Consider the following 15,682-nt stretch of genomic DNA (forward strand, 5'->3'; position numbering starts at 1 on the left):
CCGTTCCCTCAAACGGCGTGACCCCGGCCGCCGCTCCCCCGTTGAGCCCGGCGAGCCGGGAACCACCCGGCCCACGCACCTATGCCGAGGAGCCACCCCGTGCCGCGCATGCTCGACGTCAGTGATGAGGTACGTGCCGAGATCGGTGACGAAGAAGCCGACAGGCTGCTCGTCGGCGAGGACGCGCCGCGCAGTTACGACTGCACCTCCTGCCGCACCCCGGGCGACCCCGAGAACGACCGCACCAGCACGGTGCTGTTCGTCGGCGAGGAGACCGCCGTCCTCGCCTTCGCCCACGCCACCTGCATCCCCTCGCAGGTCGTCACCGTCTCCGAGGAGCAGCTGCAGGGCGCCGTCCGCAGCATCACGGGCGACAGCCCCGCCCCCGCCGCGCCCGCCCCCGGCGCGGCCCCGCAGAACGTGCCCGGCGGCCAGGCCGTCCTCGGCATCACCAGCGGCCTGATCCTGATCGCCGGCGAGCTGCACCCCGCCCTCGTCGTCGAGCCGACCGCGCCGATCGCCCGCCCCGGCAGCGACGGCCCCGGCGACGACTTCCTCCCGCTCCTCATCGAGCAGGGCTTCATCCCGGTCACCGACCTGTCCGAGGTCCCCACCGCCCTCGGCGGCTGGTCGGTCCTGCTCGCCGGCGGCCAGCTGCACGCCGTGCTCCAGCCGGGCACCGACGGCGCCGGCCAGGTCGCCTGGTGGCAGGCGCACCAGGCCCTGTCGGTCACCGACGGGTGGCGGGCCGCCGTCAACAAGACCCAGCGCGTCCTCATCTACGCCGCCCCGGTCGGCTCCATCGGCCAGCAGCCCCGCGAGGACCTGCTGCGCGACGCGCTCGACAAGGCCGCCGCCGGCGGCAAGCTCGTGGCCGCCTCGATGCCCCTGGCCGGCACCCCGGCCGCCTGACCCTTCGGCCTCCCGAAGCTGTCGTCCCGACCCCCTCGCCAGGGGGCCGGGGCGGCGTGCGCCGGGGGTGCGCGGTCCGTCCCGCGCACCCCCGGCGATCTGTGTTTTGAGCCCCGTCAGCCCGCATCCGCAGCGCCCCGGTTTCGTTGGCTGATACGTGCATCCATACGACTCCTCCCGCGCCACGTCCCGTACGAGCCCCGTCTCGCACACCCCGATCTACGACGCGCTGTACTCGGAGTACCTGCGCTCCTTCCGGGCCCTGCCGGGCGACCGGACGGGCGAGGAGGAACTCGGTTTCACGGCCTTCTCGTACGGCGGCGCCTACACCGGCGGGAGCGGCACCGGCGGCTGGAACGGTTCCTCATCCCCGTGGCAGCAGCAGGCCGACAGCTGGCAGCCCTCGTACACCCCGCAGCCCGCCCACTCGTACGCCTACGCGGGCCAGGGCACCGGGAGCCCCGCGTACACGAGCGGGCGGCAGCACCAGACCGGGATGACGCACATCCCGGCGGCCCTGCCGCCCGCTCCGCGCCGGGGCTACTGACCCCGGAACCGCCTCCTACTTCTTCTTGTGCTGGGCGCCGCGCTTCTCGCGCACCCGCACCGAGATGTGGATCGGGGTGCCCTCGAAGCCGAACTCCTCGCGCAGCCGGCGCTCGATGAAGCGCCGGTAGCCGTGCTCCAGGAAGCCGGAGGCGAAGAGGACGAAGCGCGGGGGCTTGCTGCCCGCCTGGGTCCCGAACAGGATGCGCGGCTGCTTGCCGCCGCGGATCGGGTGCGGGTGGGCGGCGACGACCTCGCCGAGGAAGGCGTTCAGCCGGCCGGTGGGGACGCGCGTCTCCCAGCCCGCGAGGGCGGTCTCGATCGCCGGGACCAGCTTCTCCATGTGGCGGCCGGTGAGCGCCGAGACGTTCACCCGGGGCGCCCAGGAGACCTGCTGCATCTCGGTCTCGATCTCGCGCTCGAGGTAGTAGCGGCGCTCCTCGTCGAGCTCGTCCCACTTGTTGTAGGCGATCACGATCGCGCGGCCCGCCTCGACGGCCATGGTGATGATGCGCTGGTCCTGGACGCTGATGGACTCGGTGGTGTCGATCAGGACGACCGCCACCTCCGCCTTCTCTACGGCCGCGGCCGTGCGCAGCGAGGCGTAGTAGTCGGCGCCCTGCTGGAGGTGGACCTTCTTGCGGATGCCCGCGGTGTCGACGAACTTCCAGGTGACGCCGCCGAGCTCGATCAGCTCGTCGACCGGGTCGCGGGTGGTGCCGGCCAGCTCGTTGACGACGACCCGCTCCTCCTTCGCGACCTTGTTGAGCAGCGAGGACTTGCCCACGTTCGGGCGGCCGATCAGCGCGATGCGGCGCGGGCCGCCGAGGGCGGCGCCGCCGAAGGTCTGCGCGGGGGCCTCCGGAAGGGCTTCGAGGACGGCGTCCAGCATGTCGCCGGTGCCGCGGCCGTGCAGCGAGGAGACCGGGTGCGGCATGCCGAGGCCCAGCGACCACAGGGAGGCCGCGTCGGACTCGCCGCTCTGGCCGTCGACCTTGTTGGCGCACAGCACGACGGGCTTCTTGGCCTTGCGCAGCAGGCGGACGACGGCCTCGTCGGTGTCGGTGGCGCCGACCTTGGCGTCGACGACGAAGACGACGGCGTCGGCGGCGTCGATGGCGTACTCGGCCTGGGCGGCGACGGAGGCGTCGATGCCGAGGACGTCCTGCTCCCAGCCGCCGGTGTCGACGACCTTGAAGCGGCGGCCGGCCCACTCGGCCTCGTAGGTCACGCGGTCGCGGGTGACGCCGGGCTTGTCCTCGACGACCGCCTCGCGACGGCCGATGATGCGGTTCACCAGGGTCGACTTGCCGACGTTCGGCCGACCGACGACGGCGAGGACGGGGAGGGGGCCGGCGGCCGCCTCGTCGATGGCGCTTTCGACATCCTCGATGTCGAAGCCCTCTTCCGCGGCGAGCTCCATGAACTCCGCGTACTCGGCATCGCCAAGTGCTCCGTGGTCGTGCTGGTCGTTCATGAAGTCCGTTCCTCGTCGTTCGTGGTGATCGGTGGTACCCGCGCAGCGCGGCTCCACTACTAGGGTCAAGTCTCGCTCAGCGCCCGGTCAGGCGCTTGGCGTCGGCCAGGTGGGCGGTCAGCCGGTCCTGGATGCGTACGGTGGCCTCGTCCAGCGCGGTACGGGTACGGCGGCCACTGCCGTCTCCCGCGTCGAAGGCCGAGCCGAAGACGACGTCGACCCGGCTCTTGAAGGCCGGCAGCCCCTTGACGAGCCGCCCCCGGGTGTCGCCGCTGCCCAGGACGGCCACCGGCACGATGGGCGCACCGCTGCGGACCGCGAAGTACGCGAGCCCGGCGCGCAGCGAGGCGAAGTCGCCTTCGCCCCGGGTGCCCTCGGGGAAGATCCCCAGGGCCCCGCCGTTGTCGAGCACCGCGAGCGCGCGGCTTATCGCCGTGCGGTCGGCGCCGGAGCGGTCGACCTTGACCTGCCCGATCCCTTCGAGGAAGGGGGCGAGCGGGCCTACGTACGCTTCCTTCTTGATCAGGAAGTGCAGGGGACGCGGAGCCGTCCCCATCACCATCGGGCCGTCTATGTTGTGCGAGTGGTTCACCGCAAGGATGACAGGTCCGGAGGCGGGCACCTTCCAGGCGCCGAGCACGCGGGGCTTCCACAGCCCGTACATGAGCCCGATGCCGATGCGCCTGCCGACCGCCGCACCCTTGAGGGAGGGCGTATGGCTCACTTGCGCCCCGCCCGCTTCTCTTCCACCAGGGTGACGACGCACTCGATGACCTGGTCCAGCGTGAGGTCGGTCGTGTCCACCTCGACGGCGTCGTCGGCCTTGGCCAGCGGGGAGGTCTTGCGGCCGGAGTCGGCCGCGTCGCGCTTGATCAGCGCCTCCCTGGTGGCCGCGAGGTCGGCGGCCTCCTTGCCGCGGAGCTCACCGCTGCGCCGGGCGGCGCGCGCCTCGGGCGAGGCGGTGAGGAAGACCTTGAGGTCGGCGTCGGGCAGGACGGTGGTGCCGATGTCCCGTCCCTCGACGACGATCCCGCCGTCCGCCTGGGCGGCGATGGACCGCTGCAGCTCGGTGATCAGCGTGCGCACCTCGGGGACGGCGCTGACGGCGCTGACCTTGGAGGTGACCTCCTGGGTGCGGATCGGGCCGGAGGCGTCCAGGCCGTCGACGGTGATCGTCGGCGCGGCCGGGTCCGTACCGGACACGATGGAGGGCTTGCCGGAGGCGACGGCGACGGCCTGCGGGTCGTCGGTGTCGACGCCGTTGGTGATCATCCACCAGGTGATGGCCCGGTACTGGGCGCCGGTGTCCAGGTAGCGCAGCCCGAGCTTGGCGGCCACGGCCTTGGAGGTGCTGGACTTGCCCGTGCCGGAGGGACCGTCGATGGCGACGATCACGGCGGACGGAGCTGCGGTTTCCACGGTGCGGGCACCTTCCTGGTTGCGCGTACGTGTCCGGGCGCGCCAAAGCGCCCCTCCCCAAGGTTACCGGCCCCCGACACCCCCGGATCCCGCGTACTCGGCATGGAGCCGCACCCGCGCACTCAGGCGCGCAAAATCCAGCCCCGCCGGCGTTCGAGGCGCTGGGGGTCCCCCCGGACGAAGTCTGGGGGAGGGTGCGGGGGCAGAGCCCCCGGCAGCGGCGCCGCACCCGCCTACTGCTGCCGCAGCGCCCAGCCCCGCTCCCGCAGCTCGGCGGTCAGGGCGGCGACCGCACGCGGCTCCACCATCAGCTGTACGTGGCCGGCCTGCTGGCCCGTCGCGTGCTCGATCCGCACGTCCTCGATGTTGACCCCCGCCCGCCCCGCGTCGGCGAAGATCCGCGCCAGCTCCCCCGGCTGGTCACTGATGAGCACGGCCACCGTCTCGTACACCGCCGGCGCGGCACCGTGCTTGCCCGGCACCCGCACCCGCCCCGCGTTCCCGCGCCGCAGCACGTCCTCGATGCCCGCCGCGCCGCCCCGCCGCTTCTCCTCGTCGGCGGACTGGAGACCCCGCAGCGCCTCCACGGTCTCCTCCAGGTCGGCCGCGATCCCCGCGAGCACATCGGCCACCGGGCCCGGGTTCGCCGACAGGATCTCCACCCACATCCCCGGGTCCGACGCCGCGATCCGCGTGACGTCCCGGATGCCCTGTCCGCACAGCCGGACCGCCGTCTCGTCGGCGTCCTCCAGCCGCGCCGCGACCATGCTCGACACCAGCTGCGGGGTGTGCGAGACCAGCGCGACCGCCCGGTCGTGCGCGTCGGCGTCCATCACCACCGGTACGGCCCGGCACAGCGACACCAGCTCCAGCGCCAGGTTCAGCACCTCGTGGTCGGTGTCCCGGGTCGGGGTCAGCACCCACGGCCGGCCCTCGAAGAGGTCAGCGGTCGCCGCGAGCGGGCCGGAGCGCTCCTTGCCCGCCATGGGGTGCGTACCGATGTACGCGGAGGTGTCCACGCCGAGCGCCGCCAGCTCCCGCCGTGGCCCGCCCTTGACGCTGGCCACGTCCACGTACGCCCGCGCGATGCCCCGCCCGATCGCGTCGGCGAGGGTCGCGGCCACGTGGGCCGGCGGTACGGCGATGATCGCGAGGTCGACCTGGCCCTCGAACGGCTCGTCCGTGCCCGCCCCGAGGGCGGCGGCCGTGTGGGCCTGGGCCGCGTCGTGGTCGACGAGGTGGACGGTGATCCCGCGGCCGGACAGGGCGAGAGCCGCGGAGGTGCCGATCAGTCCGGTTCCGATGACGACGGCGGTTCTCACGGGCGCTCCAGGGGTGCGTAAGGGATCACGGACTCTGCCCGGCCAGGGTAGCCAGAGTCGGCAGCACGAGGGCCCGGCAGGCCATCCCGTGGGACGGGCCGCCGGGCCCTCGCCGGCCGCGGGGTCAGAGATTCTGCGCCTTGATGATCTCTTCCAGCGACTCCGAGGGCATCTGGCCGTTCGGCGTCAGCTTGTCGACGACCTGCGGCAGGGTCTGCGCGATCTGGTCGGCGGCCTGCTGCGGGCTGACGCCCGCGTCCTGCGCGACCTTCTGCAGGGTGTCGGCCGGCAGCGCCTCCTGGATCTGCGCGCCGCTGACCTGCTGGTTCTCGCCCGTACCGACCCAGGACTGCGCCGGGCCGGCAAGGCCGGACTTGTTGAGCATGTCCAGCAGACCGCCGAGCGGATTGCCGTTCCCGGCCGCCTGCGCACCGCCGCCACCTGCGCCGCCGCCCATGAGCGCGCCGAGCAGCGAGCCGAGGATGTTGCCGCCGCCCTGGCCGCCACTGCCGCCCCCGAGGAGGCCGCCGAGAAGGGAGCCGAGGTCATTACCCGCCATGATCATGCCTTTCGAAGAGGGACCGGGCCGCGCGGACAGCGCCGTACCCGGCTTCGAGACACGGACAATGTCGCCCATACCGGGTGCTGCTGCCACCTGGCGCACGGCTCCCCGACCGCTGCGGTAGAACGATCGGCATGATCTTCCACATCGTCCCGCTCACCGACTGGACCACCGCGCCCGACCTTCCGTACGCCCCGCCCTCGCTCGACTCCGAGGGTTTCGTGCACTGTTCGGCGGACCGGGCGACGGCTCTGGCGATCGTCGAGGCGCGGTACCGGGAGCTGCCCGGGACCCTGCTCGCGCTGGAACTCGACGAGGACGCCCTCACGGCGGAGGTCCGCCGCGAGGGTGAATCCGGCGGCCGCTACCCGCACGTGCACGGTCCGCTGAACCGGGACGCCGTGATCCACGTGTGGGAGGTCGTACGCACACCCGGCAGTCCTGCCTCACTGGCACCGTGGCAGCCGGGCCACTGAAACGGCGCGGCGGGCTTCTCCAGAGGCCCGCCGCAGGCCAGGATGCTGCACGCCCATCCGGCCACAATGCGAGGAGAAACCGATGAGCGACCCCACGCGCACCGCCCGGCGCACCGTACTGGCGGCGGGCGCCGCCACCTTGGCGGGCGGCGCCCTCGCCGCCTGCGGAAACGACGGCGGCGCGAAGCCGGGCGAGAACGGGTCGGCCGCGGCCACCTCGTCGGCACCCGCCGAAACCGCGTCCGCGACCGCTTCCGCCCCGGCCTCCCAGCCCGCGGGCGCCGGCAAGGTCATCGCCAAGGCCGCGGACGTGCCCGTCGGCGGCGGCACGATCCTGAAGGAGGAGAAGCTGGTCGTCACCCAGCCCACGGCCGGGTCCTTCCGCTGCTTCACGGCGGTCTGCACCCACCAGGGCTGCCTCGTGAACAAGGTGGAGGCCGGCACCATCGACTGCCCCTGCCACGGCAGCAAGTTCCAGATGGCGGACGGCGCGGTGGCCCACGGCCCGGCCACCCGCCCGCTCGCGGAGACGAAGATCACGGTCGCCGCGGACGGCAATATCTCGCTCGCCTAGCGGCGGTGGGGTGCCTAGGCTCCCTGGATGGACGATCTGACGCTGGTACGGGACCACACGGTCTACCGGTGCGTGATGGGCTCCCGGGCGTTCGGGCTGGCGACGGAGGCGAGCGACACCGACCGGCGCGGTGTCTACCTCGCCCCGACGCCCCTGTTCTGGCGTTTCGAGAAGCCCCCCACGCACGTGGAGGGCCCTCGGGACGAGGAGTTCTCCTGGGAGCTGGAGCGCTTCTGCGAACTGGCCCTGCGCGCCAACCCGAACATCCTGGAGTGCCTGCACTCCCCGCTGGTGGAGCACGTCACCCCGGTCGGCGAGGAGCTCCTCTCTCTCCGCGAGGCCTTCCTCTCCCGCCGGGCCCACACCAGCTTCAGCCGCTACGCCGACTCCCAGCGCGGCAAACTCCTCGCGGACGTCCGCAACCACGGCGCCCCGCGCTGGAAGCACGCCATGCACCTGCTGCGCCTGCTCCTGTCCTGCCGCGACCTGCTGCGCACGGGCCGCCTGGTCCTCGACGCGGGCCCGCACCGCGACCGCCTCCTGGCGGTCCGGCGCGGCGAGATCGGCTGGGACGAGGTCGACACCTGGATGTCCCGCCTCGTCGCGGAGACCGAGACCGCGCTCGCCGCCACCCCGCTCCCCGCGGATCCGGACCTGGCCCGCGTACAGGACTTCCTCGTCCGCGCCCGCCGCGCGTCAGCCGCGTAGCGTCCGGCGCCGTACGACGAGCTCGTCGAGGGCGTCGTACGCCGACGGGTGCTCCGGCAGCGCGGTGCCCGCCTGCGCGGCGTCCAGCACCGCGTGCAGCGCCTCGAACCCCTCCCGCACCCGGCCCTCGGCCGGACCCTCGTACGCCCCGTGTTCGGCGGCCACCTTGGCCTCGATCAGCCCGGCCAGGAAGCCGGGCGCCTCCGGCACCTCGGCCAGCAGGGTCGGCAGATGCGCCTGCACCTCGGCCGACCGCATCAGGTGGATCCCGGTGAGCAGGGCCCGGAAGGTGTAGAGCAGCGGCTTGAGTTCGGCGGTCTTCTCGAAGAGCCGCCACTGGGTGTTGGCGAAGCCCCGGTAGTGGTGGGCGTGGTGGGAGGTCAGCACGCCCGGGGCCAGCTCGATCAGTTCCGCGTGCGCGGGTGTCGTGTGGACCACCAGCGGGGACAGCAGCTGCTCCAGGACGTAGCCGTTGCGGTTCAGCATCAGGCGGACGAACTTGCGCAGGTCGTGGGTGACGAGGTCCATCTCCACGTCGTCCCGGTCCCACATGCGGGTGCGGGTCTCCTCCGGTTCGCGCAGGCCCAGGAGGGCCTGCGCCGGGAGCAGATGGGCGCCCCGCAGGTCGATGTCGGAGTCCCGGGACGGGAAGCCGTACAGGTGGGCGCCCGACACCGTGGCGAAGAGCAGCGGGTCGGGCTGCTCCGCCACGACGGGGGTCAGGTCGAGGCTCAGTGCGTCCAGCATGGATCAAGCATCCCAGAGGGCGCCGAAGGCCAGGAGTTCGTCGCGGTACTCGATGCGGCCCTCCCAGTCGCGGGGCCAGACGTCCGCGCCGAGGTGGGCGCCCGCGAAGGCGCCGGCCAGGCAGGCTATGGAGTCGGAGTCGCCCTGGGTGCAGGCCGCGCGGCGCAGGGTCAGGAGGGGTTCGTCCGGGAAGAGCAGGAAGCACTGGAGGGCGGTGGCCAGGGCCTCCTCCGCGATCCAGCCGTCGCCCGTGGTCAGGCAGGGGTCGGTCTCGGGGGACGGGCTGCGCAGGGCGGCCGCCAGCCGGTCCAGGGCCGCCAGGCATTCGTCCCAGCCCCGCGCGATGAAGGACTCGGGCGAGGCGTCGGAGGCGGTCCGCGTCCAGAGGTCGCCGAGCCAGCGCTCGTGGTAGCGGGTGCGGTTCTCCAGGGCGTACGAGCGCAGCCGCCCGACCAGGCCCGTCACCTCGGTGCCCTGCGCCAGCAGGTACACCGCGCGCGCGGTCAGGTCGGAGGCGGCGAGGGCCGTCGGGTGGCCGTGGGTGAGGGCCGACTGGAGCTGGGCGGCGCCGGCCCGCTCCTCCTCGGTCCAGCCCGGCACCAGCCCCACCGGCACCACCCGCATGTTCGCGCCGCAGCCCTTGGAGCCGATCTGGCTGGCGTCGCGCCAGTCCCGCTCGGGCTTCGTCAGCAGCATGCAGGCGGTCATGCAGGTGCGGCCCGGGGCCCGGTTGTTCTCCGGGGAGCGGTACCACTCGACGTACTCCTCGCGCACCGGCCGGGTCAGCCGCAGCGGCCCGACCCGGCCGCGCTCCTGCGCCGTGCGGATGCCGCGCGCGAGGGCGAGGGTCATCTGGGTGTCGTCCGTGACGATCGCCGGGCGGGGCAGCCTCATCTCCCGCCACGGGCCGGTCTTGGCCAGGATCGAGGGCACGTCGTTGAACTCCGTCGGAAAGCCGAGGGCGTCGCCCAGGGCCAGGCCGATCAGCGCGCCCGTCGCCGCTCGCTTCGTGCGCGTCGACCTCGTCATCGTCGTCATCGTCGTCCTTCCGTGGGGCGGAGCAGGGGCGGGTGGAGGGTGGTCGCCGGTCCGGGCCGGTAGAGCGCGGCCGGTTTGCCGCGTCCGCCGGTGAGCCGGGCGGCTCCCGGTACGGCCTCGACGAAACCGGCCGTGGCCAGGACCTTGCGGCGGAAGTTGGGGCGGTCGAGGACCGTGTCCCAGACGGTCTCGTAGACGGCCTGGAGCTCCCCGAGGGTGAACTCGGGCGGGCAGAAGGCGGTGGCCAGGCAGGTGTACTCCAGCTTCGAGCCGATCCGCTCCCGCGCGTCGGCCAGGATCACCGCGTGGTCGAAGGCCAGGCCGGGGACCTCCCCCACCGGCTGCCAGCGGGCCCCGGCCGCGTCGCCGCCGCCCTCGGCCGCCGGCTCCGGCAGGTCCGGGACCAGCGCGGTGAAGGCCACCGAGACCACCCGCATCCGGGGATCGCGGTCCGGCTCGCTGTACGTGCGCAGCTGCTCCAGGTGCAGGCCGGCCACCAGCTCCGCCGACAGGCCGGTCTCCTCGGCCAGTTCGCGGCGGGCGGCGGTCTCCGCGGATTCCCGGGGCAGGACGAAGCCGCCGGGGAGCGCCCAGGCCCCCGCGTACGGCTCCTGTCCGCGCCGGATCAGCAGGACGTGCAGCCGCCCGCCCCGCACGGTGAACACCGCGAGGTCGACGGTCACCGCGAACGGCTCGAAGGCGGAGGGTTCATAGCCTGGTCCACCCCCGTGGGTCCAGCTCATGACGACCTCCTCCGAGCTCTTTAATGGTCATATTGACTATAAACAGCGACGGTGGCGCCGGACAAGCGAAAAGCCCGCAGTGCCTGGGGCACTGCGGGCTCTCGCTCCGGGATCGGGCGGTACTGCGGTACTACAGACCGACCTCGCGCATCAGCATGCCGACCTCGGTGTTGGTCAGGCGGCGCAGCCAGCCGGACTTCTGGTCGCCGAGCTCGATCGGGCCGAAGGAGGTCCGGACGAGCTTGTCGACGGGGAAGCCCGCCTCGGCCAGCATGCGGCGGACGATGTGCTTGCGACCCTCGTGCAGGGTCACCTCGACCATGTAGTTCTTGCCGACCTGGTCGACGACGCGGAAGTTGTCGGCGCGGGCCCAGCCGTCCTCCAGCTCGATGCCGTCCTTGAGCCGCTTGCCGATGTCGCGCGGCAGCGAGCCGGTGATGGCGGCCACGTACGTCTTCTGCACGCCGTACTTCGGGTGCGTGAGGCGGTGGGCCAGCTCGCCGTGGTTGGTGAGCAGGATGATGCCCTCGGTCTCGGTGTCGAGCCGGCCGACGTGGAAGAGACGCGTCTCACGGTTGGTGACGTAGTCGCCCAGGCACTGGCGGCCGTCCGGGTCCTCCATCGTGGAGACGACACCGGCCGGCTTGTTCAGCGCGAAGAACAGGTACGACTGGGTGGCGACGGTCAGGCCGTCCACCTTGATCTCGTCCTTCGGCTGGACGCGCTTGCCCTGCTCCAGCACGATCTCGCCGTTGACCTCGACGCGGGCCTGCTCGATCAGCTCCTCGCAGGCGCGGCGCGAGCCCATGCCGGCGCGGGCGAGGACCTTCTGCAGGCGCTCGCCCTCCTCCTCGGCGCCCGGGAAGGTCTTCGGGGTCTTGATCACGGGCTTGTCGGCGTACCGGTCGCGCACGCGCTCCTCGATGCGCGCGTCCAGCTCACGCGGACGGGACTGGCCGCTGCGGCTGCCCGGGCCGCGGCGCGGGCCGCCGGCCCCGCCGATGCCGGGCGTCTTGGAGGTCTTGGGGCCGCCCTTGGCGCCACCGCGCGCGGCCGCGCCGCGGGCACCGCCACCGCCGGCCTTGGGGCCGGAGCGGCCGCTGCGCTCGCCCTCGGGGCCGACGTCGTAGCGGCGCTCCTCGGGACGGGGCTTGCGGGGGCGCTGGGGCGCCTGGTCGCGGTCGCGCGAGTCGCCGCCCTGGTAGCCGCCGCCGGAGGAGGAGCCGCCGCGGTAGCCGCCACCGCCCGAGGAGCCGCCGCCGCGGTAACCGCCACCGCCCGAGGAGGAGCCGCCGCGGTAGCCACCGCCGCCGGAGGAGCTGCCGCCGCGGTAACCGCCACCGCCCGAGGAGGAGCTGCCGCCGCGGGAGTTACCGCGTCCGCCACCCCCGCCGCCGCTGTTCCTGTTGCCGCCGCCGTTGCCGTTGCTTCGCATCAAATGTCCGTCGTCTTGTCGTCGTCTTCATCAGTGTCCGGTGCGTCCGGATCGAACGACGGCACACCTTCTTGCGTCTCGGCTTCGATCGCCTCCGCCTCGGGGAGGAAGGGCGCGAGCTCCGGGAGCTCGTCCAGGCCGCGCAGGCCCATCCGCTCCAAAAAGTGGTTCGTCGTCCTGTACAGGATCGCACCTGTTTCGGGTTCCGTCCCCGCCTCCTCCACCAGACCCCGCTGGAGGAGGGTCCGCATCACCCCGTCGCAGTTGACTCCGCGGACCGCCGAGACGCGCGAGCGGCTCACCGGCTGCCGGTACGCGACGACCGCGAGGGTCTCCAGCGCCGCCTGGGTGAGCCGGGCCGTCTGGCCGTCCAGGACGAAGCCCTCGACGGCCGGGGCGTAGGCGGCCCGGCTGTAGAAGCGCCACCCGCCGGCGACGAGCCGGAGCTCGAAGCCGCGGCCCTGGACCGTGTACTCGTCGGCGAGCTCGCGCAGGGCTTCCGCGACCTCGCGCGGGGTCCGTTCCAGCACCTTGGCGAGGTGCGCCTCGGTCGCCGGCTCGTCGACGACCATGAGGACGGCCTCCAGGGCCGGCTTCAGTTCCAGCGCGGCCACCGCGCCCGCGTCGCCGCTCATTCCTTCGCCTCCACGATCTGGTCGAACTCGTCGGTCACGGTCGGCATGCCGTCGCCGTCCCCGCCGCTCCAGCGGACGGTCAGGGTCTTCAGGGCCTCCTCCTGATCGAGGACCACCGCCTTCTCGCGGTAGAGCTCCAGGAGGGCCAGGAAGCGGGCGACGACGGTGAGGGTGTCGCCGGCGTCCTCGGTCAGCTCCTGGAAGGTGGCCTCCCCGCGGGCCTTCAGCATCCGTACGACGAGCCCGGCCTGCTCGCGCACGCTGACGAGCGGTGCGTGGATGTGGTCCACGTACACCTGGGGCTTGGCCTTGGGCTGCATGGCCTTGACGGCGAGGCGCGCGAAGCCCTCGGCGCCGATGCTGATGACGACCTCGGGGAGCAGGTCGGCGTGGTGCGGCTCCAGCCCCACGGTGCGCGGGTAGCGGCGGGCCTCGGCCTCGCCGCGCTCCTCGAAGATCTCGGCGATGCGCTTGTACGCCCGGTACTGGAGCAGGCGCGCGAAGAGCAGGTCCCTGGCCTCCAGCAGGGCGAGGTCGGCCTCGTCCTCGACCTCGGCGGCCGGCAGCAGCCGGGCGGCCTTCAGGTCGAGCAGGGTGGCGGCGACCACGAGGAACTCGGTGGTCTGGTCGAGGTCCCAGTCGGGGCCCATGGCCCGGATGTGCGCCATGAACTCGTCGGTGACCTTGGACAGCGCGACCTCGGTGACGTCGAGCTTGTGCCGGGAGATCAGCTGGAGCAGCAGATCGAACGGCCCCTCGAAGTTGGCGAGCCGCAGCGTGAACCGCCCCTCGCCTCCGGCGGGGCCGGCGGTCTCCGGGTCCTCGCCCCGCCCGGCGGCGCGCTCCGCGTCAGGCGCCTCGGCGGCCCCGTCAGGCCCCGCAGCGGGCCCGTGAGGAGCTCGGGGGGTGTCCCGGGGCTCCGCCGGGACACCGGCCGTCTGCGGCCCCGCAGCGGGCCCTGCCGGGCCGACGGGCACCGCAGGCGCCCCTGGGCCGCGGCCCAGGCTCCGGCGGGCCCGGGAGGCCCCTCCGGACGGAGTCCGGGGGAAGGCGGCGTCGTCGTTCGGGGGCATCGCGGGTCCAGGGTGGTACGGAAAGGTCGTCCGGGCAGCGTACGGCGGGACCCGCCCGCACGGCCGGGCACCCCGCCGGGTGGTGAGCCGCACATGACGGCCGTACGCCGGCAAGATCCAGCCCGCCGGCGATGGGGGCGCGGGGGTTCGGGGGCGGAGCCCCCGCAACGGCGCCGCACCCGACAGCGCGGCTCAGCCGGATACGACCCGGCGGCGGCGCAGCCCAAGGGTCAGCGGCCGCGGAGGCGGCGGACCAGGATGCTGGCGTCGCCGCGGGACTCCAGGTCCGCGAGGACGACCGCCACCGCCTCGCGGACGATGCGGCCGCGGTCGACGGCCAGGCCGTGCTCGCCGCGCAGTACCAGCCGCGCGTGCTCCAGGTCCATGAGCTCCTCGGCGGAGACGTAGACCGTGATCTTCTCGTCGTGCCGCTCGCGCCCGCTGGGGCGCCGGTTCGAGCCGCGGCCCTGGCCCTTGCCCCGCCGGTCCGACGGGGAGGTTCCGTTGACAGAACCTTCCTGCGACCGCCGGGGTGCGCCCACGCCGGGCTCCGTGCCGGCCGCAGCCTCCCGGCTGCGGCCCTCCCCCGCCGTGCCGTCCGCCGAGGCGGCGGCCGAGTGCTCCGCGCCGGGTGCCTCCTCGGCCCCGCGCCGCGGCGAGGACGACTGGAGGGCCATCCCCCCTGTCGTGCGGAACAGTTCGTCGGCTCCGGGCAGACTCACTCGGCGTGACACCGGGCGAGCACCTCCCTGGCCAGCTGGCGGTAGGCGGCGGCGCCGACGGAGTTGGAGGCGTACGTCGTGATCGGCTCGCCGGCGACCGTGGTCTCCGGGAAGCGCACCGTACGGCCGATGACCGTGTGGTAGACGTGGTCGTCGAAGGCCTCGACGACGCGCGCCAGCACCTCGCGGCTGTGCACCGTACGGGAGTCGTACATGGTGGCGAGGATGCCGTCGAGCTCCAGCTCGGGGTTGAGTCTCTCCTGCACCTTCTCGATGGTCTCGGTCAGCAGCGCCACACCGCGCAGTGCGAAGAACTCGCATTCCAGCGGCACGATGACCTTGTGAGCCGCCGTCAGGGCGTTCACGGTCAGCAGGCCGAGCGAGGGCTGACAGTCGATCACGATGTAGTCGTAGTCGGCCATCAGGGGCTTCAGGGCCCGCTGGAGGGTCGACTCGCGCGCGACCTCGCTGACCAACTGCACTTCCGCGGCGGACAGGTCGATGTTGCTCGGCAGCAGGTCCATGTTGGGGACCGCCGTCTTGAGCAGCACCTCGTCGGCCGACATGCCCCGCTCCATGAGCAGGTTGTAGACCGTCAGATCGAGTTCCATCGGGTTCACGCCGAGACCCACGGACAGCGCGCCCTGCGGGTCGAAGTCGACGAGCAGCACGCGGCGCCCGTACTCGGCGAGCGCGGCACCCAGGTTGATGGTCGACGTGGTCTTGCCCACGCCGCCCTTCTGGTTGCACATCGCGATGATCTTCGCCGGACCGTGGTCGGTCAGCGGACCCGGGATGGGGAAGTACGGGAGCGGGCGTCCGGTCGGGCCGATCCGCTCGCGGCGCTGGCGGGCAGCGTCGGGGGCGAGGGTGGCCGCGTACTCGGGGTCCGGTTCGTACTCCGCGTCGGGGTCGTAGAAGTGCCCCTCGGGCACATTGTCGTAGTCGGCGAAACCCACGGGCTTTTCGCCGCTCAGGTCGCCGGCCCTGGAGTTCACGTCTAGGCCGTCCATGCTCTTTTGGGGCGTCGTCATGTGCTGGTGGTTTGCGAAGGTGCGGACTGCGACGGAGCCGACAGCTTCGAGCCCTCGACCACCCCCAGGAGCAAATGTCGACTCATTCACAAGTCGTCTTACCTCCTCGGACGTGACCAGGACACTTATCGATAGGTCAGCGTGGCACCATGCCGACGGTTGGCGACTCTATGGCGTGTCACCACTCAGCGGCAACACAATCCGCCGGACCCGGCACGATGTGTCGGCAACCGAACACCACTCTGTCAAGGGCGTACGG

General features: G+C 72.9%; 18 protein-coding genes. 5 read left to right on the top strand and 13 right to left on the bottom strand.

Annotation, left to right across the window (positions count from 1 at the left end; translation table 11 throughout):
- The first annotated feature begins 99 nt into the window (after positions 1–99).
- Together ACGFYU_RS34130 and ACGFYU_RS34135 are read left to right on the top strand one after the other, a co-directional pair.
- A complete protein-coding gene (locus ACGFYU_RS34130) occupies positions 100–912 on the top strand; it encodes a hypothetical protein (protein ID WP_393831182.1) in 813 nt (270 codons plus the stop codon).
- Positions 913–1,069: 157 nt separating this feature from the next.
- Complete coding sequence (locus ACGFYU_RS34135) at positions 1,070–1,459, top strand: hypothetical protein (protein ID WP_393831183.1); 390 nt, start codon at positions 1,070–1,072, stop codon at positions 1,457–1,459.
- 15 nt (positions 1,460–1,474) lie between these two features.
- Here the strand turns inward: ACGFYU_RS34135 and der are convergent, their stop codons facing one another.
- The 5 genes from der to ACGFYU_RS34160 form a co-directional block, all read right to left on the bottom strand.
- The gene (der, locus tag ACGFYU_RS34140) at positions 1,475–2,935 is read right to left on the bottom strand and encodes a ribosome biogenesis GTPase Der (protein WP_393831184.1); all 1,461 of its coding nucleotides are present in this window, start codon (positions 2,933–2,935) and stop codon (positions 1,475–1,477) included.
- A 76-nt stretch (positions 2,936–3,011) separates the two neighbouring features.
- Complete coding sequence (locus ACGFYU_RS34145; protein WP_393831185.1) at positions 3,012–3,701, bottom strand: lysophospholipid acyltransferase family protein; 690 nt, start codon at positions 3,699–3,701, stop codon at positions 3,012–3,014.
- Positions 3,656–4,354, bottom strand: a complete 699-nt coding sequence (gene cmk, locus ACGFYU_RS34150; RefSeq protein ID WP_393831186.1) for a (d)CMP kinase — start codon at positions 4,352–4,354, stop codon at positions 3,656–3,658. Before cmk ends, ACGFYU_RS34145 begins: the two co-directional genes overlap by 46 nt.
- Positions 4,355–4,587: 233 nt before the next feature.
- The gene (locus ACGFYU_RS34155; RefSeq protein ID WP_393831187.1) at positions 4,588–5,676 is read right to left on the bottom strand and encodes a prephenate dehydrogenase; all 1,089 of its coding nucleotides are present in this window, start codon (positions 5,674–5,676) and stop codon (positions 4,588–4,590) included.
- A gap of 124 nt (positions 5,677–5,800) precedes the next feature.
- On the bottom strand, positions 5,801–6,235 hold the full coding sequence (locus tag ACGFYU_RS34160; RefSeq protein ID WP_393831188.1) for a YidB family protein: 435 nt from the start codon (positions 6,233–6,235) through the stop codon (positions 5,801–5,803).
- Between the two features lie 137 nt (positions 6,236–6,372).
- Here ACGFYU_RS34160 and ACGFYU_RS34165 point away from each other — a divergent pair, with 137 nt between their 5' ends.
- The 3 genes from ACGFYU_RS34165 to ACGFYU_RS34175 all read left to right on the top strand — a co-directional run bounded on the left by ACGFYU_RS34165 (position 6,373) and on the right by ACGFYU_RS34175 (position 7,996).
- On the top strand, positions 6,373–6,714 hold the full coding sequence (locus tag ACGFYU_RS34165) for a DUF952 domain-containing protein (protein WP_393831189.1): 342 nt from the start codon (positions 6,373–6,375) through the stop codon (positions 6,712–6,714).
- Between the two features lie 82 nt (positions 6,715–6,796).
- A complete protein-coding gene (locus ACGFYU_RS34170; RefSeq protein ID WP_393831190.1) occupies positions 6,797–7,288 on the top strand; it encodes a Rieske (2Fe-2S) protein in 492 nt (163 codons plus the stop codon).
- Positions 7,289–7,315: 27 nt separating this feature from the next.
- A complete protein-coding gene (locus ACGFYU_RS34175; protein WP_393831191.1) occupies positions 7,316–7,996 on the top strand; it encodes a DNA polymerase beta superfamily protein in 681 nt (226 codons plus the stop codon).
- Here the strand turns inward: ACGFYU_RS34175 and ACGFYU_RS34180 are convergent.
- The 8 genes from ACGFYU_RS34180 to ACGFYU_RS34215 all read right to left on the bottom strand — a co-directional run bounded on the left by ACGFYU_RS34180 (position 7,985) and on the right by ACGFYU_RS34215 (position 15,423).
- Positions 7,985–8,743: a DNA polymerase beta superfamily protein gene (locus tag ACGFYU_RS34180; RefSeq protein WP_393831192.1), complete on the bottom strand. Its 759-nt coding sequence runs from the start codon at positions 8,741–8,743 to the stop codon at positions 7,985–7,987. The genes ACGFYU_RS34175 and ACGFYU_RS34180 overlap by 12 nt on opposite strands.
- A 3-nt stretch (positions 8,744–8,746) precedes the next feature.
- A complete protein-coding gene (locus ACGFYU_RS34185; protein ID WP_393831193.1) occupies positions 8,747–9,772 on the bottom strand; it encodes an ADP-ribosylglycohydrolase family protein in 1,026 nt (341 codons plus the stop codon).
- 5 nt (positions 9,773–9,777) lie between these two features.
- Entirely contained in the window at positions 9,778–10,524 is a 747-nt protein-coding gene (locus tag ACGFYU_RS34190) for an NUDIX domain-containing protein (protein WP_393831194.1), read from the bottom strand.
- A gap of 130 nt (positions 10,525–10,654) precedes the next feature.
- Entirely contained in the window at positions 10,655–11,959 is a 1,305-nt protein-coding gene (locus ACGFYU_RS34195) for a pseudouridine synthase (RefSeq protein WP_393831195.1), read from the bottom strand.
- Positions 11,959–12,594 (bottom strand): SMC-Scp complex subunit ScpB, encoded by a 636-nt coding sequence (gene scpB, locus ACGFYU_RS34200; protein WP_393831196.1) that lies wholly within the window; start codon positions 12,592–12,594, stop codon positions 11,959–11,961. Before scpB ends, ACGFYU_RS34195 begins: the two co-directional genes overlap by 1 nt.
- Entirely contained in the window at positions 12,591–13,667 is a 1,077-nt protein-coding gene (locus ACGFYU_RS34205; RefSeq protein WP_393831197.1) for a segregation/condensation protein A, read from the bottom strand. The genes scpB and ACGFYU_RS34205 overlap by 4 nt, the downstream gene beginning before the upstream one ends.
- A 230-nt stretch (positions 13,668–13,897) precedes the next feature.
- Positions 13,898–14,401, bottom strand: a complete 504-nt coding sequence (locus ACGFYU_RS34210; protein WP_393831198.1) for a hypothetical protein — start codon at positions 14,399–14,401, stop codon at positions 13,898–13,900.
- Complete coding sequence (locus ACGFYU_RS34215; RefSeq protein ID WP_393831199.1) at positions 14,386–15,423, bottom strand: ParA family protein; 1,038 nt, start codon at positions 15,421–15,423, stop codon at positions 14,386–14,388. The genes ACGFYU_RS34210 and ACGFYU_RS34215 overlap by 16 nt, the downstream gene beginning before the upstream one ends.
- Between the last annotated feature and the right edge of the window lie 259 nt (positions 15,424–15,682).

The organism is Streptomyces sp. NPDC048337, from assembly GCF_043201175.1.
Classification (GTDB): domain Bacteria; phylum Actinomycetota; class Actinomycetes; order Streptomycetales; family Streptomycetaceae; genus Streptomyces.